General features: G+C 58.4%; 20 protein-coding genes and 2 tRNA genes. 18 read left to right on the top strand and 4 right to left on the bottom strand.

Annotation, left to right across the window (positions count from 1 at the left end; translation table 11 throughout):
* The first annotated feature begins 66 nt into the window (after positions 1–66).
* Entirely contained in the window at positions 67–1263 is a 1197-nt protein-coding gene (locus tag EPN93_06675) for an acetyl-CoA C-acetyltransferase (GenBank protein ID TAL37102.1), read from the top strand.
* Positions 1264–1517: 254 nt separating this feature from the next.
* Here the strand turns inward: EPN93_06675 and EPN93_06670 are convergent, their stop codons facing one another.
* A complete protein-coding gene (locus EPN93_06670; GenBank protein ID TAL37142.1) occupies positions 1518–2255 on the bottom strand; it encodes a HesA/MoeB/ThiF family protein in 738 nt (245 codons plus the stop codon).
* A gap of 159 nt (positions 2256–2414) precedes the next feature.
* Here EPN93_06670 and EPN93_06665 point away from each other — a divergent pair, with 159 nt between their 5' ends.
* Complete coding sequence (locus EPN93_06665; protein TAL37101.1) at positions 2415–2624, top strand: DUF1858 domain-containing protein; 210 nt, start codon at positions 2415–2417, stop codon at positions 2622–2624.
* A 49-nt stretch (positions 2625–2673) separates the two neighbouring features.
* Here EPN93_06665 and EPN93_06660 read toward each other — a convergent pair.
* Together EPN93_06660 and EPN93_06655 are read right to left on the bottom strand one after the other, a co-directional pair.
* Positions 2674–2755, bottom strand: a tRNA-Tyr gene (locus tag EPN93_06660).
* 7 nt (positions 2756–2762) lie between these two features.
* Positions 2763–2835, bottom strand: a tRNA-Thr gene (locus tag EPN93_06655).
* A 301-nt stretch (positions 2836–3136) separates the two neighbouring features.
* Between EPN93_06655 and EPN93_06650 the strand changes: the two genes are divergently transcribed.
* The 15 genes from EPN93_06650 (at position 3137) to EPN93_06580 (ending at position 18244) form a co-directional block, all read left to right on the top strand.
* A complete protein-coding gene (locus EPN93_06650; protein TAL37100.1) occupies positions 3137–4474 on the top strand; it encodes a TolC family protein in 1338 nt (445 codons plus the stop codon).
* Positions 4465–5595, top strand: coding sequence for an efflux RND transporter periplasmic adaptor subunit (locus tag EPN93_06645; GenBank protein TAL37099.1), 1131 nt, complete (start codon positions 4465–4467; stop codon positions 5593–5595). The genes EPN93_06650 and EPN93_06645 overlap by 10 nt, the downstream gene beginning before the upstream one ends.
* 8 nt (positions 5596–5603) lie before the next feature.
* Positions 5604–6341 carry an ABC transporter ATP-binding protein gene (locus EPN93_06640; protein ID TAL37098.1) on the top strand — a complete coding sequence of 246 codons (738 nt, stop codon included), beginning with the start codon at positions 5604–5606 and terminating at the stop codon, positions 6339–6341.
* Positions 6338–7519 (top strand): FtsX-like permease family protein, encoded by a 1182-nt coding sequence (locus EPN93_06635; protein TAL37097.1) that lies wholly within the window; start codon positions 6338–6340, stop codon positions 7517–7519. Before EPN93_06640 ends, EPN93_06635 begins: the two co-directional genes overlap by 4 nt.
* 259 nt (positions 7520–7778) lie before the next feature.
* On the top strand, positions 7779–8675 hold the full coding sequence (gene xerD / locus EPN93_06630; protein ID TAL37096.1) for a site-specific tyrosine recombinase XerD: 897 nt from the start codon (positions 7779–7781) through the stop codon (positions 8673–8675).
* A complete protein-coding gene (locus EPN93_06625) occupies positions 8672–9919 on the top strand; it encodes a SpoIID/LytB domain-containing protein (protein ID TAL37095.1) in 1248 nt (415 codons plus the stop codon). The genes xerD and EPN93_06625 overlap by 4 nt, the downstream gene beginning before the upstream one ends.
* A gap of 54 nt (positions 9920–9973) precedes the next feature.
* On the top strand, positions 9974–10999 hold the full coding sequence (queA, locus tag EPN93_06620; protein ID TAL37141.1) for a tRNA preQ1(34) S-adenosylmethionine ribosyltransferase-isomerase QueA: 1026 nt from the start codon (positions 9974–9976) through the stop codon (positions 10997–10999).
* Positions 11000–11116: 117 nt separating this feature from the next.
* A complete protein-coding gene (locus EPN93_06615; protein ID TAL37094.1) occupies positions 11117–11815 on the top strand; it encodes a hypothetical protein in 699 nt (232 codons plus the stop codon).
* Positions 11816–11826: 11 nt separating this feature from the next.
* Positions 11827–12531 carry a ribonuclease HI family protein gene (locus EPN93_06610; GenBank protein ID TAL37093.1) on the top strand — a complete coding sequence of 235 codons (705 nt, stop codon included), beginning with the start codon at positions 11827–11829 and terminating at the stop codon, positions 12529–12531.
* A 13-nt stretch (positions 12532–12544) separates the two neighbouring features.
* Positions 12545–14626 carry a single-stranded-DNA-specific exonuclease RecJ gene (recJ, locus tag EPN93_06605; GenBank protein TAL37092.1) on the top strand — a complete coding sequence of 694 codons (2082 nt, stop codon included), beginning with the start codon at positions 12545–12547 and terminating at the stop codon, positions 14624–14626.
* Between the two features lie 148 nt (positions 14627–14774).
* Positions 14775–15074: an anti-sigma factor antagonist gene (locus EPN93_06600; protein ID TAL37091.1), complete on the top strand. Its 300-nt coding sequence runs from the start codon at positions 14775–14777 to the stop codon at positions 15072–15074.
* A 9-nt stretch (positions 15075–15083) separates the two neighbouring features.
* A complete protein-coding gene (locus EPN93_06595) occupies positions 15084–15587 on the top strand; it encodes a 2-C-methyl-D-erythritol 2,4-cyclodiphosphate synthase (GenBank protein ID TAL37090.1) in 504 nt (167 codons plus the stop codon).
* Positions 15588–15693: 106 nt separating this feature from the next.
* Positions 15694–16911 (top strand): tyrosine--tRNA ligase, encoded by a 1218-nt coding sequence (locus tag EPN93_06590; GenBank protein TAL37089.1) that lies wholly within the window; start codon positions 15694–15696, stop codon positions 16909–16911.
* Between the two features lie 29 nt (positions 16912–16940).
* Positions 16941–17513 (top strand): sigma-70 family RNA polymerase sigma factor, encoded by a 573-nt coding sequence (locus tag EPN93_06585; protein ID TAL37088.1) that lies wholly within the window; start codon positions 16941–16943, stop codon positions 17511–17513.
* On the top strand, positions 17510–18244 hold the full coding sequence (locus EPN93_06580; GenBank protein ID TAL37087.1) for a zf-HC2 domain-containing protein: 735 nt from the start codon (positions 17510–17512) through the stop codon (positions 18242–18244). Before EPN93_06585 ends, EPN93_06580 begins: the two co-directional genes overlap by 4 nt.
* 92 nt (positions 18245–18336) lie before the next feature.
* Here EPN93_06580 and EPN93_06575 read toward each other — a convergent pair whose 3' ends face one another.
* Complete coding sequence (locus tag EPN93_06575; protein ID TAL37086.1) at positions 18337–18903, bottom strand: hypothetical protein; 567 nt, start codon at positions 18901–18903, stop codon at positions 18337–18339.
* 142 nt (positions 18904–19045) lie between these two features.
* Between EPN93_06575 and EPN93_06570 the strand changes: the two genes are divergently transcribed.
* On the top strand, positions 19046–21190 hold the full coding sequence (locus EPN93_06570) for a hypothetical protein (protein ID TAL37085.1): 2145 nt from the start codon (positions 19046–19048) through the stop codon (positions 21188–21190).

Here is a 21190-nt window from a genome sequence, read left to right as displayed (position 1 = left end):
ATTTATTGTTGAAAATCAGCACTCATTTCCTAAGGTGGGCAAAAACAAGCAGGAGGAACCTTCATTATGGATTCGCGGGAAGTAGTCATTATATCGGGATGCAGAACGCCCATCGGAAGCTTTGGGCAGACCCTCAGGGACGTGCGCGCGTTCCAGCTTGCGGCGCTGGTTATGAATGAGGCCCTTAAGCGCGCAGGGGTTGCGGGCGGCGCGTTGGACGACGTTATATTCGGCGATTGTATCCAGACCTCGGATGAAGCGAACACGGCGCGTACGGCCGCGCTCAAGGCCGGAATACCCATGGAGGTGCCGGCGACCACGATCCAGCGGCAATGCGCCTCTGGGATGCAGGCGCTCATTTTTGCCTCGCAGCAGATCAAGTGTGGCGACTCGGAGATCGTGCTCGCGGGCGGTGTGGAATCGATGAGCAATGCCCCCTATGTTTTAAAGAAGGCCCGCTGGGGCGCACGGCTCCAGCATGCGGAAATGACTGACACGATGTGGGAGCTCCTTCATTCGGGCAGCGGCCTGCTTGGTGAGGCATTTATCATGGGACAGACGGCGGAAAACCTCGCGGAGAAGTACTCGATAACCCGCGATGAGCAGGACCAGGTCGCGTTCGAGAGCCACCAGAAGGCGATCGCCGCGATAGACGGCGGCAGATTCAAGGACGAGATCATCCCGGTTCCCATCCCCCAGCGCAAGGGTGAGCCCAAGATGTTCACCACCGATGAACACGCACGCCGCGACATCACCAGGGAGAGTCTCGCTGCGCTCAAGCCGGTCTTCAAAAAGACGGGTACCGTCACGGCCGGAAATTCGTCGGGATTGAATGACGGCGCCGCGGCAATGGTCGTTACCTCGATTGCTAAGGCCAAGGAACTGGGGGCCAAGCCGCTCGCGAGGATAGCGGGGAACGCCATCGCAGGGGTTGAACCGCACCTGATGGGTTACGGCCCGGTGCCCGCCATTCAGAAACTTCTCAAGAAAACGGGAAAAAAGCTTTCCGACATCGATCTCATCGAGTGTAACGAGGCGTTCGCCGCCCAGTACCTGTCCGTCGAGAAGGGACTGGGACTGGACCGGACTAAGGTCAACGTGAACGGATCGGGTATCGCGCTGGGACACCCGGTGGGGTGCACGGGCGCACGCCTCGTGATCTCGCTCATCAACGAGCTCGCGCGCAGGAATAAGACGTATGGTATCGCAACCCTGTGTGTCGGCGGAGGGATGGGGGCGGCTGTCCTCATCGAGCGGCTCTAAGGCTGCCCGGGTTTTCGGTCAGTCAGGGCGCGCATGTAAGGCGCCTTTTTCCGGGAAACGGTCCCTGTTCGGGATCGTTTCCCGTTTATCGGCCGTGCAGGATTCTCCGTGATTTTTTCAATGCATTTCCTTGGGGGCGGGACGCCGAAATTCCGTGATGCAGGCGGATTTTTAACGGCGATACGCGTGGAATGACTGCGAGTCAATATCGGTCCCCAACCCCGGATTTAAATATTTCCGTTTCATTCGGCAGCTCAGGGGTGAATGGACCGGCACACCTTGCATTTGGGGTTCCTCGAAATTGAGATCGAAGCCCAGCGGATCTCCGCACCGTCCCAGAACAGCAGACGGTTGGCCAGGGTCGTCCCCAGCCCGGTAATATATTTTATCGCCTCAAGGGCCTGCAGGGAGCCGAGTATGCCCGCGGTGGCGCCCAGAACCGGCACCGCTTTTTTGCCGGGGCTTTCGGGCTGGAAACAGGCAAGGCAGGGGGTGAGGGGCGGCTGGAGGAACGTCACTTGGCCCTGCATGCCCTCGATCCCCGCGTGGACAAGCGGTATTCCCTCGCGCACTGAAACCAAATTAAGTATGTGGCGTGTTTCGAAATTATCGAGGCAGTCCATGATGAGCCCGGCGCCGCGTATAAGCGATGCGGCGTTTTTCTTCGTGATTTTTTCCCTGACCGGAACGATGCTGATCTCCGCATTGAGCGCCGAAAGCGTTTTAAACGCTGAATCGGATTTAGGGGTTCCGATACGCGAAAAATCGTGAAGGAGCTGGCGGTTTAGATTGGTGATCTCGACTGAATCGGAATCACAGACGATGATCGTCCCCACCCCCGCGGCCGCGAGATATAAGGACACGGGGCTTCCCAGCCCGCCGCAGCCTGCAATGAACACCGTGGCGCGTGCAAGCTTTTCCTGTGCTGCCTCGCCCCACCCGGGGATAATCATCTGGCGCGCGTAGCGCGCGCGGTCCTGAGCGGTAACCATGTTTCTCCTCCTGGCGATCCTGATCTCTATCCTGATTATCTCCTTTCGAAGGATGTTCAACCCGATTTTTCGACCGGGGCGCCAAATATCGGAAAAAAATCTGGACGATCGGGCACCGATGTTTTATATTTATCCAATTATAGAGTGGAGGAGCGGAGAATGCAGGACAAGATAACCGGCGCTATGACGTTCGGAGAACTTATAAAGGCGTTTCCACAGGCTGGGGGGGTTCTCGCCGGCTATGGGTTGCATTGCATCGGGTGCCATATCGGGATATACGAAACCATCGAGCAGGGGGCGCGTGCTCACGGGCTTCAGGACGGGGAGATCAGCAAGATGCTGGGGGAACTGAACCAGATAGCGGGCTGACGGTTTATCCAGGATAAAAACGAAAAGCTACCTGAACAGGTAGCTTTTTTGGTGAGGGATGGATTCGAACCATCGAAGGCATCGCCGTCAGATTTACAGTCTGATCCCTTTGGCCGCTCGGGAACCTCACCTCGCGATAGCTGGCGAGAGGAATTGAACCCCCAACAAGCTGATTACAAATCAGCTGCTCTACCGATTGAGCTACGCCAGCAGCCTTGAATTAAACCTTCATAAGCGAACGCAGGGCAGTGTCAATGTTTTTTTTAGATGGCGTTCGAAAAAGACCCGGCACGACCCGACTCTCCGGATACGGCGGGGCATGTGCTACTCAGCCATTTCGTTCGGAAGATGTCCGGGGCAGTTCCCGTATCGGCGCAAAGGCCGAAACGCGCCCGGAGGGGGAGATCAAATATTAATGCGGGGCCACCTTATATGATTGACAGGCCTGTCGTGTGAATGATCTCATGATATTCTTGTACCTGCAGCAAGAGCCTTGATAAACAGGTAATTCGATGAACATACGTAATTGTATCTGCGCGCTTCTTTTTTGCGTCATGACCGGCCTTACCGCGAATGCCCAGGAGCGCCAGGTTTCGCTCGAAGAATGCATCGCAATGGCCATGGAAAACCATCCCGAGATCCGGATTTCCCTGGAGGAATCGAAAAAGGCGGAAGCGAGCTATGGCGTGTCAAAGGCGCCGAACAGCGTTATCGTGAACGGTGAAGTGAAAACCGTGGAAATCCTGAAAACCGGCAAGTCCACCGGCAATTTCAATGTTCCGGGCAAGGATACCAGCATAGGGTTATTCGCGGGCGCAACGGCCGCGTACAATATTTATGACGCCACGAAGGGCGAAAAACAGATGATGGCCCGCCTGGGCATTTCGCTGGCGCAGATAAACCAGTTGCGTATAAAATCAAAGGTACTGCTGAACGTGAAGGTTGCCTATTACGACTTCCTTTTCGCGCGCCAGTCCGTGGCCCTCAAGGATGATCTGCGGGGGAAGTACGGCACGAAGCTCGATAAGACCCGGATGCTCTTTCGAAACGGCCAGCGTCCCATACTCGACGTCACGAAAGCGGAGGTGGACCTGGCGAACGCCAACCTCGATTACGAGCGTGCGATCAACCTTGAAAGCTTTGCGCGCACGGAGCTCTTGACCGCAATAGGCGTCCCCGGGGAGGATTTCACGGTAGTCCCCATCCCGGTGGATTCGCTCCCTGAATTACGATTCACGCTGGACCAGTTGTACGATATCGCCGAAGACGAGTATCCGGAAATACGGATTGCGCGGCTCAACCGCACGATCCAGAAAATAAATATCGACGCTGAGAAGGCGAACAGAAATCCGTCCGTAGACGTGGTTACCGCGTTCGGCATGGAAAACCGGAACTTGCAGGGACAAGGGGGCATCCAGGACAACCTGGGGCCGGATAAATGGAAGCCTACTTTTCACGTTGCGCTCCAGGCCAGGATGCCCCTATACTCCGGGGGCCTGATAAGCGGACGGATCGATTCGGCCAAGGCGGACTACCGCAAGACCTTTTATGCCGAGCGTCAGGTAACGGTAACGAACAGGGCGCTGATACAAAATTTCATACAATCCATGGCGGAGCTGAAGAGACAGGTGGAACTTGCGAAGCTCATGAAGGTAAACGCCGAAAACCATGTTAAGCTCGCCACGAAGAGTTATGAAAACGGTCTGGGCTCGCAGCTGGACCTGCAGGATGCCGAGTCCTCCCTTATCAATGCGGACCTGTATTCCTATAAGGCCCGCTATGACTATCTCATCGCATTGGCGAGGCTGGCCAATTCCGTGGGCGTGAAAGAGGAGCAATTATGCAAATAATCGATTCGCTGAAAAATCTTGCCCGCCGGCGCGTCATGCTTGGAATAATCGTGCTCGGCATCTGCGTGCTGGTATTCATCCTGACCCGATCTTGTAGCGGGACCGGTGACATGGTCTACCAGTATGATACCGTCTCGAAGGGCGAGGTGCTCAAGTCCATCTCGGTTACGGGGACCCTTGACGTGGTGAATTCCATAATGGTGCTTTCTAAAATCAATGGGGTGGTGAGCCAGGTGCTCACCGATTATAACCAGAGAGTGGGGAAATACCAGCTGCTCGCGACCATCGACTCATCGGAGCTCGACCAGCAGGGGATGAGGGTCGCGGCGCAATTGGAGAGGGCGCGCCTTGACCTTGAGGGCGCGCAGATGGACCTGGCCACCAGGAAAAGGCTTTTTGGCGAAAACCTCATCTCGCAGAAGGACCTGGAGCAGGCCGAGCTCAATTTCAAGAAGATCCAGGCCGCCCTCCAGCAGTTTCAGATTGAATATGATATCGTGATGAGCAACAAGGGGAACACTACCATCCTCTCTCCCACGGAGGGAACCGTGATCTCGGTCGATATACGGCCGATGGACGTGGTGACGGTGAGTAAGAAACTCTTCGTGGTCGCCGCGGACTTGCGGAAGATGAGTCTCACTATCAATGTGGATGAATCCGACATCGGGAAGATACAGAAAGGCCAGAAGGTTACGTTTACCGTAAGCGCATATCCCAACGACACCTTCGAGGGAAAAATCGACCAGGTTCGATTCAGTCCCATAACGGTGGGAGGCTTGGTTGTCTACCAGGCAGTGGTGAACTGCGATAATAACGATCTCAAACTCAAACCGGGAATGACGGCGACGGCGGTGGTCATCGTCGCGCAGAAAAAAAACGTGTACAGGGTCGCCAACCAGGCCTTCGTAGTGAATCCTGCCGGCTCGGAAGGCGAACCCGGTAAAAAGTATCTCTGGAAAAAGCAGGGCGCGGCCATGGAAGCTTCACCGATAAAGCGCGTCGAGGTCAAGCCGGGGCTTGTGGGAGACAGCTTTACAGAGATCGAATCCGGCCAGCTTAAGGAAGGCGACGAGGTCCTGATCAGGATGGACAAAAAGCTCAAGGTCAAGGACAAGATATAAGGGACGGCATGCGCGACAAGGTCATAGAAATCCGCGACCTGGTAAAGACCTACCAGCTGAGCGAGGAGGTGAGCGTCAAGGCACTGCGGGGAATTTCGCTTACGGTCGAGCGCGGTGAATTCGTCGCGATCATGGGCGCCTCCGGTTCCGGAAAATCGACGCTCATGAATATAATCGGCTTCCTCGACACGCACACCTCCGGCACGTACATCCTTGACGGCGTCAATGGCATGGCGCTTGACGACGATCAGAAGGCGGAGATCCGCAATCTCAAGATAGGGTTCGTCTTCCAGGGATTCAACCTGCTCTCCCGAACATCGGCGCTGGAAAACGTGGAGCTTCCCATGATGTACCGCCACGACATGCAGCCCCGCGAGATGAAGCGCAAGGCGAATGAATTGCTCGGCCTGGTGGGTCTCCAGGGCAGGGAACACCATCATCCCAATCGGCTGTCCGGCGGCGAGCAGCAGCGCGTCGCGATCGCGCGCTCGTTGATTAACGACCCCGCCATCATACTCGCCGACGAGCCCACCGGCAACCTGGATACGAGGAATTCGGACGAGGTGATGGGCATATTCACGCGGCTTAACCGTGAAACGGGAATCACGATTATCCTGGTGACCCACGAGCCGGATGTCGCGGCCTTTACCGATCGCAAGATCGTATTCAGGGACGGCCACATAATCGACGATGCGCCGATACCGAAGACCAGGGTCGCCGCCAAAACGGGAAAGAGGCGTTCATGAATTTCCAGAACCTTATGCATACGGCCGTCCGCTCCCTGAGCCGGAACAAGATGCGTTCGGCGCTCACGAGCCTTGGCGTCATTATCGGCGTCGCTTCGGTGATAATGATGGTGGGCATCGGGAACAGCGCCCGCGTGGCCGTCCGGGAAAAGATATTCACGTACGGCTCCAACGCGATGGGGCTCGAAAGCAAGAAGAAGAGTTTCACCGTAAAGGATATAGATGATATCAAGCGCGCCGTTTCTTCCATCAAATACATCTCTCCCATGGTCGGGCGCGCGATCGTGAACACCAAGTACCAGGGCGTGCTTCTGCAAAGCCGCATCCGGGGCGTGAATAACGACTTTTTCAGGATTAAGGAATGGCCGCTCCTGCTCGGCAGATATTTTACCGACATCGAGATACTCTCTCGTGAAAAGGTGGTGGTCATAGGCAACACGGTCCGTGTGGAGCTTTTCGGGGCTGTCAACCCGATAGGCAAGGTCATCCAGGTCAATAATATTCCGTTTCAGGTGATCGGCTGCCTGGCGGAACAAGGCCAGGCATTCTCCGGAAGGGACCAGGATAACGTACTGGTAATGCCGTATACTACCGCGTCCGTAAAAATCGTGGGAAGGAACGATTTCAACGAGATATTCATCGCCAGCTTCAATGAGCGCATGGTGGAAAAAACGGAAAACGAGGTGCGCAGCTTTATCCGCACGGACAGGGGACTCGCGGCGGGGGTGCCCGACGACTTCACCATCACGACGAGCAAGGAGCAGCTCCAGATGGCGGAGTACATCTCCCAGACGCTTGCCATGCTCCTCGCGGGGATAGCCTCGATTTCCCTCGTGGTGGGCGGCATCGGCATCATGAATATCATGCTGGTGTCGGTGAGCGAGCGCACCAGGGAGATAGGGATACGGATGGCGATCGGGGCCAAGAAGCGCGACATCCTGGTTCAATTCCTGATCGAGGCGGTGACCCTGAGCTCGGGCGGGGGAATCGTGGGCATTCTCATCGGGTTGGGCGTATACTACGCGATCGCCCTTGGCGTGGGCTGGGAGTTCCTGTTCTCCACGTTCTCGGTGCTGGTGGCGTTCCTTTTCTCCTGCGCGGTGGGCATCTTTTTCGGGTACTACCCGGCCAGCAAGGCCTCGAAGCTCAAGCCCATAGATGCGTTGCGCTACGAATAGTCAACAAATTTTATGATTTAATATATTAATTTGTATCAACCCCCCTTTTTCCACTCTTGCACCGTATGAAAAATATTTCCATTACGCTATTAAGACATAATTCGGAAACGGCCGATATTTAAACTGGTTCAGGCCGGGTCGTCACGGGTTTTCGAATCGTTCGCCGAACCATGAGCGCGACCCCCCGGACGTTGAATACCGGGGAATTCCCAGCGGCGCGCGTCAATAGCGATGGCTTATTTATCCCAGTGGAGGGGCTATCTTGAAGGATATCCAGGCACTCAAAAAATTCAAACGCTTCCTGCAGACCGAAAAAGGCCTTTCGGCGAACTCGATCTATTCCTACACGTATGACTTGAAAAAATTCAGCGAATTTCTTTCGAAGACCAATAAGGACATACTTGCCGCGACCCACGAGGACGTCCAGAAATTCCTGAAATTCGAGAAAACAAAGAAGCACAATTCTTCGCGCACGCTCGCGCGCTCCCTGGCCGCAATACGCCAGTTTTACAATTTCGTGTCCGATACGATGGGGAGCATGGAGAATCCCGCGAGCAAGATCGGCACACCGCAGGTGGAAAAGTCGCTTCCCGATTTCCTGACCGAAAAGGAAATCGAAACGCTGTTCGTCTCGATCTCCGAGGGGGACCCCTACGGGCTCAGGGACAAGGCCATCTTCGAGCTCCTGTATTCGTGCGGGCTGCGCATCTCCGAGGCGGTGGAGCTGGCGCTGTCGGACATGGATTTCGAAAACAGGTTCATACGCGTGAAAGGTAAGGGCGACAAGGAGCGCATGGTGCCCTTTGGCGACGAGGCGATGCGGCTCCTGAAAAAATATATAAAGGATTCGCGGTCCGATATACTCGGGGAGCGTCTGAGCGATTACGTGTTCATCAGCAAGAAGGGCTCCATGCTGAACCGAAAATCGGTATGGAGGCTGCTGAAGGGCTACGTCGAAAAGCTCGAGATAAGGAAGAACATCACCCCGCACACCCTGCGCCATTCGTTCGCGACGCATCTGGTCGAAAACGGCGCCGACCTGCGCTCGGTCCAGGAGCTGCTGGGGCATACCGATATTTCCACCACGCAGGTGTACACGCACCTCGCGCGCAAAGAGCTGCAGAAAATACACAAGAAGTACCACCCCAAGGGATGATGTCGCCGATGCCACCCTCCGCGCGAAGAACCATCTCCCGTTTCGGCAAGGCCGGGGCGCTGTGCGCGGCGGCGCTGTTCATGCTGTCGGCGTGCACGCCTTCGCGCGCATTTCTGCTGAAGCAGAGTATGGCCGTGGGCGCCGACAAGAATTACGTGCGCGTGCTCGTCGCGAATTCCACCGAGAGGGTGCTTGTATCGGCGCAGGCCAGGATGCGCATCAGCGACCTGAAGACCCGCAAGGTCAGTTATGACGGGCAGGGAACGCAGGTGTATTTCTACCCGGAAAAGGTGATCACCCCCGTCGTCGTGGAATCCTGGGGCTCGCCGGTGTGCCTGAATGGAACCTGTTACCGCGGCATGATCGAGCTTCACAACGTGCTGGGACGCATCTACGCGGTCAACGTCGTGACCATGGACGAATACCTGAGCGGCGTCGTTCCCAAAGAGGTGTCCCCCGCCTGGAGCGACGAGGCCATAAAGGCGCAGGCGGTAGCCGCGCGGACCTATGCGTATTTCCACATGCTTGAAAAGAAGGACGCCATTTTCGACATGGACGCGACTGTACACTTCCAGGTTTACGGCGGATATTCGGCCGAGAACGAGCGCACGACCCATGCGGTCACGGCGACATCCGGGGAAATCGCGGCGTTCGACAACAAGCCCATACTCGCTTTTTTTCACTCGACCTGCGGCGGCGCCACGGCGGACGACAAGCTCGTGTGGGAAGGCGGGGACAAGGCGTATATCGCCGGCGTGAAATGCGAGTTCTGTAAAAATTCGCCGCACTTCTCGTGGGACGAGTCCCTCACGCTGTACGAGATGCGCCATTACCTGGAAAAAAAGTACAAGGGTATCGGGACGATAACGGGATTGAGCTTCCGGAAGTCCGCGGGTCGGGTCGTATCGGTGACGGTGAGCCACAAGAACGGGCGCCTGGTCGTCACGGGCAACGAGTTCAGGCTGCTCTTCCCGGGTAAAAAGATCAAGAGCACCTGGTTCGACGCGGTGAAGACGCGGGACGGCCTTGCGCTGCACGGGCACGGCTGGGGACACGGCGTGGGCATGTGCCAGTGGGGCGCCCTGGGAATGGCGGAAAAAGGGGCCGGGTACAGGGAAATATTAAAGTACTACTACCGCGGTATCCAGATAATAAATATCGGCGGCAGCGCGGCGCAGGGAACGCGCCCCAGGCGCGAAACCGGGGCCGGCGCGAATATTTCCTTGACCGAACCCGACGCATAGTCTTATCTGTCCCGCATCACCTGTCCATTCGAGCAGCACATGCCGGAAAAATCCATGTATACCCTGAGCGATTTTCAATTCGACCTTCCCGACGAGCTTGTCGCGCAGCATCCCGCCGAAGCCCGCGAGCAGTCGCGCCTTTTCGTCCTCCGACGGGAGCCACCGGCGTTCGAGCACGCGGGTTTCCACGAACTGGGGTCGTATCTGCGCCCCGGGGACGTGCTCGTGTTCAACGACGCGCGCGTGATACCCGCGCGGCTTTTTTTCAGGCGCGCCACCGGCGCCCGGGTGGAAATCATTCTCGCGTCGCGCCTGGATTCGCTTCGCTGGCACGCGCTCGCGAACAGGACGAAGCGCCTGAAGCCGGGGGAGACGCTGGTGTGCGAGGGAGACCCGGGCGTCACGGTTACCGTGCGCGGGAGGGCCGGCGAGTACATCGAGGTTGAGACAAGCCGGGAGTTCGACGACGCGCTGCTCGAGCGCATCGGCGCCATACCCCTTCCGCCGTATATAAGGCGCCCGTGGCGGAGCGAAGACCGCGATCGCTACCAGACGGTGTATGCGCGCGCGACGGGCGCCGTGGCCGCCCCAACGGCTGGCCTGCATTTTACGACCGGGATGCTGGAATCGCTACGCGCATCCGGCGTGGAAACGGTGTTCCTCACGCTGCACGTTTCATGGGGGACATTCCAGCCCGTGCGCACGGAGGACCTGTCACAGCATAAAATGCACCGCGAGCGGTATGCGCTATCCGCGGAATCGGCCGGCAGGATCAACGCCGCGCGAAGGGATAAGAGGCGGGTGATCGCGGTGGGGACCACCTCACTCCGGGTGCTCGAGGCGAGCCTGCGGGACGGCATGAACGAGGCGGGGGAGGGGGAGACAGATATTTTCATCTACCCGCCCCGGCGCGCGCTCTCCGCGGACGGGCTTATCACGAACTTTCACACGCCGGGCTCCACGCTCCTCATGCTCGTGTCATCGTTCGCGGGATACGACACGGTGCGGGCGGCATACGGGGAGGCCGTCCGGATGCGCTACCGGTTTTTTTCCTACGGTGACGCGATGCTCATTCTTTGATAAACCCCTTCCCGCGACACATTTTTTCGGCCATCCTTCAAGACTGCTTGACAAAAACGCGCGCTTTGAGGCCATATAGGTTGCACGAACGCATGACCGCGCGTTCGGGTCCCTCTTATGAACAGCGATATCTCGATAATGACAGAACTCCAGCGATACTGGGACTCGGTGCTCCGGGGGCGCGAGGAAATGGAAAAGTGCGCGAAGTCGATCCGTCACTGGCGCGCGCGCATGGACGACGGAACGGCGGGGCTGGCCGCGCTCGATGAAGAGATCAAGGCGTTGAAAACCGAGATTGGCCGCAAGGAGCTCGATCTCGCGGACCGGGACGGCAAGGCGAAAAAACTCGCCCAGCGAAGGGACATGCTCAAGACGGAGAGAGAGCTGGAGGCGCTGGGGCACGAGGTCGCCGCGATCAACGCGGAGCGGGGCGCGCTGGAAGAGGATTTGATCCGGCTCATGGATACGCTGGACGGGAGGAACGCCGCGCGCGTGACCGCGGCCCGGGATCTCGAGGAACTTTCCGCCCAGTCGGGCAAGGACATCGCCATGCTCGGGGAGCGCGCCGCGCGGTTCGAGAAGACGATCGCGGAGAACCAGGGGAAATTCGACGCGCTTCTGCCCACGCTGGGCGCGGCGTTCCGCGCGAAGTTCCAGAAGCTTACCCTTTCACCTAACGGCATCGCCGTCGCGCGGGTGGAGGGGGAGACCTGCGGGGGCTGCCGCATGCAGATACCCGCGCACGTGGCGCAGGACGCCTCCAGGGAAGACCGCATCGTGAACTGCACGAATTGCGGAAGATTCATCTACAGGTAGGAAACACGGATATGCTGTTAAGTATAGACAAGGTCCTGCAGCTCCTCGCGGAGGGCAAGACGACCCAGAAGATCGCCGAAATCGCGAACGTTGATAACGACGATGTGGTGAGGATCATCGAAGACGCGCGCGCGCTCCTGGACATGCACGACAAGGCGCGCGTGCGCAAAAAGGTGATATTCAAGAAACGCCCGCATATCGACGCGGATGCACCGGCTGAGCTACCCGGCGCGGAAGAGGAAGAGAACGCGCTGCTCAGGGATATCTTCGAGGGCGCCGAGCTCTCGGCGGTGCCGTTCGAGTCGCAGCTCGTCATAAACGCGGACGGCGCGTCCCGCGGGAACCCGGGCCCCTCGGGGATCGGGATCGTCATCTGCGACGGCGACGACCGCCAGGTGGGCAAGGTTTCCGCCTATATCGGCGAAAACACCAACAATTTCGCCGAGTACTCCGCCATAATCCGGGCGATGAAGATCGGCCTGTACTACAAGGCGCGCGCCCTGAGAATCCGCACCGATTCCGAGCTGGTCGTGAAACAGATCAAGGGCGAGTACAAGGTAAACAACGAGAATATCCGGCCCCTTTACGAGGAGGCGGTACGGCTCAAAAAACTGATCGGGAACTGCAAGATCGAACACGTTACCCGCAACTATAACGACAAGGCCGATTTCCTGGCGAAAAAGGCCGCCTCGTCCGGCGGCGCCGAGCGGCGCTGATCCCCCCTTCGCGATGAAAGACCACTGGCGCTACACGGACCCGGACCCGGAGCTTGTCCGCTCGTTTTCGGAGTTTTTCTCGATCGACGAGACCATGGCGGGACTGCTCGCGGCGCGCGGCGTCACGAGCATCCACGAGGCGCACGAATACCTGAATCCCCGCATAAGCTCCCTTGAAAGCCCGTTTAGAATGAAGGGAATGTACGAGGCTGTCGCGCGCATCCGGCGTGCCGTCGAATCGGCGGAGACGATCGGCATTTTTGCCGACTCGGACATAGACGGCCTCACCTCGCTCGCGATACTGATACGCCTGCTGGAAAAGATCGGGCATCGCGTGATGCCGCCGCCGCGGCGCTATCCCGCCGGGGACGACGACTACGGTCTCACGAGGGAGGTGGCCGACGGGCTCGCCGCGGAGGGCGTCACGCTTCTCGTGACCCTGGATTCGGGGATACGCGACATCGAAGAGATACGTTATGCGAAATCCAGTGGCATGGACGTCATCGTGTGCGATCACCACGAGCAGGGCGGGGAGCTCCCGGACGCCATAATCGTGAACCCGAAGCAGAAGGGGTGTCCTTACCCCTTCAAGGAGCTCGCCGGGGTCGGGGTTGCGTTCAGGCTCTGCCACGCGGTGCTCGCGAGCTACCTACAGAGGCATAATCGGACCTACCTTGTGTGCGCCGCGGAAGGCCCGGGCGTATATTCGACCATGGTAAGGAACCGTATCGCGGAGGAGACGCGCTTCCATGCGACCCCCGGTGAAATGGCCGCCGCGGGTTTGCCGCCGTTCGACGAGGCGTTCGTGTTCGGTTCGCCGGAGGAGGTGGAGCGCATCCGGGGGCTCTTCCCCGGGACGGTGGTGCGCGATCTCATCGAAACCGAGCGCGGGTCTCGCGACGCAGCGCCCGGTGCGGGCCGGGGGTCCATGGATATCTGCGATTCCCCGCTCGCGCACGCCCTGGCGCTCTATAACGCCCACGAGTACGCCTCGTCCTCGAAGCTTGCCGCGTTCCTTGAGTCGGTGACCGACCTCGTGGCGCTGGGGACCATAGCGGACATCGTCCCGCTGCGCGGGGAAAACCGCACCCTGGTGAGCGCGGGACTGGAGGCCTTTTCCACCACGACGCACCGGGGACTCCAGGTGCTCAAGAACATGTCATGGCCGCCCGGTTCCCGGGACACGGGAAAGAAGGCGCCGCAGCCCCTCAGGGCGAAACACGTGGCGTGGAACATAGCCCCGCTGCTCAATACGCCCGGGAGATTCGGGCAGGGAAGGCTCACCGCCGATTTTTTCCTCGAGACGGACGAGGCCAGGCTCGCCGCGGTGATTGCCGACATCATGAAGCTGAACGAGGAGCGGCGCGTGCTTCTCACGGGACTGTGCGACGACTTCCGCGCGCGGGTGGAGCAGGGGAAATTCCTGGCGGGGGAATCCCTCATCTTCGTCGACGAAGGGGAGATCCCCGACGGAATGTGCGGTCTCGTGGCGAGCCGCCTCGCGGACGCGTTCGGCAAGGCGGTGATCACGATATCCGGCAGGGTCAGGAACGGGCTCGTGAAGGGATCGGGGCGCGTGAACGGCAGCTTCAACTTTTTCGAGCGGGTGGAGCCCCACGGCGCGCTCTTCGAGCGCCTGGGGGGGCACGCGCAGGCGTTCGGGTTTTCGGCGAGGCCCGATTCGCTGCCCGAGATTCGCGACCGGATCGCACGGAGCCTCGGGGGCTTCAGGGAATCCGAGGCGCTTCGGGGGCTGCATATCGACGCGGAGCTGTCCCTGGACGCGGTCACCGCGAAGCTCGTGCGCGATCTCGCGCTTTTCGAGCCTTACGGCCACATGAGCGAGGAGCCGCTTTTCCTCACCAGGAATGTCGAGGTCGATTTCCGCTCCTTTGGCGGGAAGGGGACGCACGGGAAATTCCTGTTCCCGCACAATCCGGGAATCGAAGCGGTCGGGTGGGGGATGGCGGAACGGATGAAGGAGGCGGCCGGGGGCCCGATAGACCTGGTGTATCGCCTGGAACTCAATGAATACGGGGGCCGGTCCAACCCGCGCATGCTCATCGTGGATTTTGACGCGCGGGCGCGGCCCTGAGGGTTCCGTCCCGGTACAAATCCGAACCGGCCCCTGCATCCGGGCCTTGAAAAAAATACTTGATTGTAGCGTTATTATGGTATCACAATGATCAAGGATTATAGAGCGTGGCATCAAACAGCTCACGGGGATCGATCGGGGACAGGATATGAATATTGAGATTAAAGACCAGGACGGACAGGTCAACGTCGTAGTAAACGGCGATATCGAGATGATGACGATCAAGGAATTCAAGGAGAAGCTTCTCAATATCGGGCAAACGGTCGACAAGGATATCGAGCTCGATCTTTCGAACGTCGAATATATCGACTCCTCGGGCATAGGCGTGCTGGTAAGCTTATTGAAGCTGCAGAAGAAAAAAGGCAAGACGCTCAAAATCCGCAAGATGAGCTCCAAGGTCATGAACGTACTCAAGCTCTCCTCCCTCTCCGACATGTTCGAGTTCTAATCCGCCGTCATGAACATCCGGGTGGGGATCGGCTATGATGCGCACGCGTTCGCCGATAACCGCCCGCTCTACCTGGGCGGGACACTCATCGACTTCCCCCGGGGCCTCGCCGGGCATTCCGACGCCGACGTACTCATACATGCGATCATAGACGCCCTCCTGGGCGCCGCGGGACTGGGCGATATCGGGCATCTGTTTCCCGACTCGTCCGCCGAATTCAAAAACATCCGCAGCACCGTTCTCCTCGAGCGGGTGTCCGATGCGCTTACCGCCGCCGGGGTGCGCATCCTCAATATCGATTCCGTCGTCGTATGCGAGTCGCCTAAAATCGCCCCCCACCGGGAGCGCATGAAGGACGCGCTCTCGAGATCGCTGGGAGGACTGGCGGTATCGGCGATCGGGATCAAGGGCAAGACCACCGAGGGTCTCGGGTTCACGGGAAGGGGCGAGGGAATCACCGCGCATGCGATAGCGCTCGTGAGCCTTGACGGCGCCGATGCGCCCCCCAAATAATTTATTGACCCCCTAAATATCCGTTGACAGCGCCGCGAATGCGGGTGTTTTCATAAATCGTTTGCCGGCGGGCCTTCGCCGAGATTCCAATTCCCGGGTGTGCGTCATGATCAAGAACGATATCGAGCTCCTTGTCCGCGGCGCGGAGGAAATCATCCCGCTGGACGAGTTCCAAAAAAAGCTTGAGCGCTCGGAGAGGGAGCAGAAGCCGCTCATCGTCAAGGCCGGCTTCGATCCCACGGCGCCCGACATCCACCTGGGACACGCGGTCCTATTGCGCAAGATGCGGCACTTCCAGCAGATGGGCCACACGGTGATCTTCCTCATAGGCGACTTCACCGGCATGATAGGCGACCCCTCGGGCCGCTCGGTGACGCGCAAGCCCCTCACCCGCGAACAGGTCCTGGAAAACGCCGAGACCTACAAGCGCCAGGTGTACAAGATACTGGACAGGGAGAAGACGAAAGTCGTTTTCAATTCCGAGTGGTGCTCCCCCATGACCTTCACCGACGTGCTGGGACTTACCGCCAAATATAACGTCGCCCGGATGCTCGAACGCGACGATTTCGCGAACCGCCACAAGGCCGGGGTGCCCATCACCATCCTCGAATTCATGTACCCGCTGGTTCAGGGATACGATTCGGTCGCGCTCAAGGCGGATATCGAGCTTGGGGGGACGGACCAGAAGTTCAACCTGCTCGTGGGGCGCGATCTGCAGAGGGAATACGGGCAGGAGCCCCAGGTGATCATGACGGTTCCCCTTCTCGTGGGCACCGACGGCGTGCAGAAGATGAGCAAATCCCTGGGCAATTATATCGGCATCAACGAATCGCCCCGGGAGATATTCGGCAAGGCCATGTCGATATCGGACGACATCATGTTCCCCTACTTCCGGCTGGTGACCGACGTGCCCATGGCCGAGGTGGAGGCGCTGGAAAAGGCCGTGAAGGACGCCTCGATGCATCCCCGGGACGCCAAGGTCAGGCTCGCGAAGGAGATATGCGCCGAATACTACGACCGGGACTCGGCCGATCGCGCGGAGGCCGAATTCAACAAGATATTCGTCAAAAAGGACCTTCCCGATGAGATAGAGGATTTCGTAGTGCCCGCGGACGAGATCAAGGAAGGAAAAATCTGGATCGTGAAGGCGCTGGTCCTCGCGAAGCTCGCCCAGTCGAGCGGAGAGGCGCGCAGGCTCATCAAGGGCGGGGGCGTGTACGTGGACGGGGACAAGGTGGCCTCCGAGGAGCACGGGCTTGCCATGCCGGGTGAATATATCGTTAAAGTCGGAAAAAGAAGGTTCGTGAGGGTAAAGGGCTCCTAGCCTTTTTTTGTAACCCTCCACTCATCCCTATGTCAGATTCCCATGATATCCAGGTGCTCGACAGGGTCCTCGCGGGCGATACCGAGGCCTTTGCCGGGATCATCGAGAAGTATCAGTCGATGGTGTACCGATATGCATATTCCAGGGTGCACAACCGCGATGAGGCCAGCGATATCACGCAGGAGATTTTCATGATGGTTCTTGAATCCCTATCGACGTTCCGGCGGGAGTCGAAGTTTTCGACATGGTTTTACAGCATCATGGTGAACTATTGCCGGAATTACCGGAAAAAGGCGGTACGGTATGCGGCGCTCTCGCTCGCGCGGGGAGAGGGCGAGGACGAGTTCGAGATCCAGATCGCCGACGAGCGGCAGAATCCCGAGGCGGAGGTCATCACCAACGATTCCCTGCGCATTGTAAAGGAGGAGCTGTACGCCCTTCCCGACGACTACCGCGAGATTCTCATCCTCCGGGATATAGAGGGGATGGCGTATAATGAAATCGAAAAGGTCCTGGGCATAAACCTGTCGAACGTAAAGGTAAGGATTCACCGGGGCAGGGAACTGCTTAAAAAGCGCCTTGGCGCGCGGGGGGTGTTATGAACAAAGAACATATACCCTTTGACGTTCTTTCGGAGATGCACGACCATCTTCTCACCCACGGGGAAGAGGAGCGGGTTCGCGCGCACCTGCGCGTGTGCGCGGAGTGCCGTGGGGAGTTCGAGGGGATAGGGCGCATGATCGCGATGGTCTCGTCCCTGTACCGCCTGCACCCGGTGGGGGAGCGCGATCTCCTGCGCGCGTCCATGAGGCGCGTCCGGCGAAGGCAGAGAATGTACGCCCTCAAGCGCTTCATCCCCACCTCCGCAGTGGCCGCGGTGATCATACTCGCCCTGAGCGTGGACCATATCAGCATGAAACAGGAACAAGCCCCCAGGGACCTCGCGATCAGGCAGCCCCGCGAGGGAGCACGGCAGGATTTCCCGCGGTTCGAGGTCCGCGAACTTTCGGGGGCCTATGATTCCATGCGGACGCTTTCCATGCTGAAAAGGAACAATGCGCGCATAATAACCGTTTCGGATTCCGCGATCGAGGGGGAAATGCCCGCGAACGGATTCGAGGAAGTCGCCCGTGAAATTCATCGCACGCGCTATTACGGCGGGCCTTCGGTGTCAATGAGCAGGAGCGCGAAGATGGGGGCGGGAAAGGAAGCCGCCGACGAGAAGAGAAAGGACAAGGCTATGGAGGAATCCAAGATGGATGCCCCTGCGCCCGAGGTTGAAAAGCCCAAGGGCACCATGGTCAGGTTCAGGATCAATATCCAGTCGCAGTAATCCCTTCGACTCCGCTCAGGGAACGGAGCCCCGCTCGTTGAGCGAAGCCCCGCTCGTTGAGCGAAGCCGAAACGAGCAGGCACCGCCGGTTTCTATCGCTTTTTTGGACGGGCCCCGCCCTTCTTCTCGGCCGGTCTAGCCGTAATCACCCGGGTGATCAGGTCCCGCAATTCTTCGTAAAACTCCTTGAATTCGTCGCGCTTGCGCAGGGGGCGCAGGCGGGGCACCCCGCCGCCGCGGAGCTCCCGGAGATACCCCGTCATCACGTAGATGGGGCCGGTGATGCGATGACTCAGCCGGATGATCACGAATACTACGATGATGGTTTGAAGGAGCGCCGCGAGGACGATGATTTTCAGGACCAGCTCGCTGTTCCTGCGTATCTCGACGAGCTTTTGTATGTTCCCCTTGAAGGTCTGCTGGCCGGTCTTGATCACCGGGTTGTCGGTTTTCTGGAGCGCCGGGGTCGTGAGGAACATCTCGATAATCGCGTCCTGCGTGCCAACGATCTCGTTTATGTAGTTTGCGCTTCGGCGGGCATAGGCGAACAGGATCACGGTGACGATGAGCAGGGTGACGAGCGGGACCAGCGCGATCTTCATCGCAAGGGCGTACTGGAGCCTTTTGTTGAGCACGTAGCGGGTTCTTTTTATCGTCATCGATCTTCCTCCCGGCGGGGATTCGCGCTGAGTATTTTGATTGAAAAATAATGCCTTGATCGCCCATAATGATACGGTCGTTCGCTAAAAGGTCAAGGATTTTGTGCGCGCGAGTTGCCATTGCGCCGCCCGGGGGTAACAGATGTACACACTCAGTCTGGTGGGATCGCTCATCGCTTCAATTCTTCTCCTTTCCTCCGGAATCTTCGTCCTTTACAAGGACTGGAACGACCAGGTAAGCCGCTATTACAGCAATGTCGTGCTGGGCGGATTCCTGATCCTTTCGACGATGTTCATCACTTACGCGTTTCCCGACTCCCCGTATCTCACCCAGATCAACCGGATCACGCAGATCGGCACCTCCATCACATTCAGCGGAATATTCGTACTCGCGTTCGTGTTTCCCAAGCGCGAGAAAAAGTTCCCCTTCAAATATACTGCGCTCATGATCCTTCCCGCATACGCCTCAGGGGGGATCGCCCTGCTGACCGATCTCACGATCACGCGGGCGTATTTCAAGGACGGTGTGCTGGTGCGCGATTTCCAGTTCTTCTACGGCATCTACGCTGCGATCGCGTTCGCCTATATCTTGTTCGGGATCGTCAATTTCACGATCAAGTATATCAGGACCAAGGTCGAGATCTACCGCCTGCAGATGCGCTTCGTGTTCCTGGGAACCGGGGTCGCCATGGCGATCGCCGCCGTGTTCTCGATCATCCTCCCGCGGTTCTTCAATTACGCGGACATGTACGTGCTCGGGCCCTCGCTGGCGTCATTCATCGGAATCGGTTCGCTCTACTACTCCATCATCTCCTACAGCCTCATGGACATAACCACGGCCATCCATAAAACTACGACGTACACCGCTATCTCCGCGGCCATTTTCGGTCCCATATACCTGGTTGTCACGGGCCACCAGGGAAATTTCATGGGCATGAGCGTGCTCCCCGCCTATCTCGTGGCGGGGGCGGTGGTGCTGATATTCCTCCTGTTCTACATTTACGTCCAGCCGGTCATCGACAAGGCGTTCAAGCGCAAACAGTACCTTTTCGAAGAGATCATAGACAGGTTTACGCGGGAGGTGGAGAGCCTCAGGGATTATCGGAGCATTATCCAGCGGTCCGTGGACGTGCTGCAGGAGTCCATGTTTTTAAAATCGGCGGCCTTTATAAGCTATGACCCGGGCACGAGGCGCTACGAGCTTTTCTACCAGAAGGGCGACAAGAACCCGGTCACCCCCCTGGAGCGCGGCTCGAACGTCATCCGGTGGTTCGTGAGGAACCAGGAGATCCTGCACCTGGACCGGATATATACCGACGATAAGAATTTCGCCGATATCCGCGAGGAGTTCCTGGATTTTTTCACCAAGAACGGGATCAAGCTCGTGCTCCCGGTGTATCACGAGAAGCGGGTGCTCGGGTTCATCTGCCTGGGGGACAAGGACTCCCTGGTATCGTTCAAACCTGACGAGATCGAAAAACTCAACACCTTCCTGGGGAGCAGCAATATTCACATCTCGAATGCCCTCACCTACGAAGAATCGAAGCGCCAGCAACTCATCGCGCGCACTCTGGACCTCTCGTCCGAGATTCTCTCCAAGTCGCTGCCCACGGCGCTCCCGAACCTGCTGGGGATCAAGTTTGGCGCGTTCGTGATCCCGCGCTATGGATCGGCGGTCGATTATTTCGATTTCATCCGGCCCGGGAACCAGGGGGTGGGTCTCATCGCGACCGATATTTCCGGCGTGGGAATCAACAGCGCGCTCTACGCCGTCCTGCTTCGCTCCGCCTTCCAGTCCTGTATCGAGGAAGCGCCATCCGCATATTCCGTGATGCAGAAGCTCAATAACGTGATTTTCCGCTATTCGGAAGGCAGCGGGGGGCTTCTCACCGCGTATTACATGTACTACGACCTCCGCTCCATGCGGCTCATTTATTCGAACGCGGGCTTTCCGCCGCTGGACCTTTTCCGCATCGAGAAAAACGATTTCGACGCGCTCGACACCGAGGGTATACCCCTGGGCTACGACCCGACGGCGAGCTACGGGATGGGCCGCACGAATCTTTTACGGGGAGACATAGGCGCGGTGTATTCGAAGGCGCTTATCAGCTCCAAGAACCAGAAGGGCGAGCCGTTCGGACTTTTACAATTGCGCGGCATAATCAGGGATCATCGCGCGGACCGTCCCGATGAGATCGTGGAGGCGATCAAGGAGCGCTTCGTCGCGCACCTGGGCCTCAATTCCCCCGAGGCCGATATCGCGGTGATCCTGTTTAAGATTGTGTAA

Source organism: Spirochaetota bacterium (assembly GCA_004297825.1).
Lineage (GTDB): Bacteria > Spirochaetota > UBA4802 > UBA4802 > UBA5368 > FW300-bin19.
This window is presented reverse-complemented; position numbering and strand designations above follow the sequence as displayed.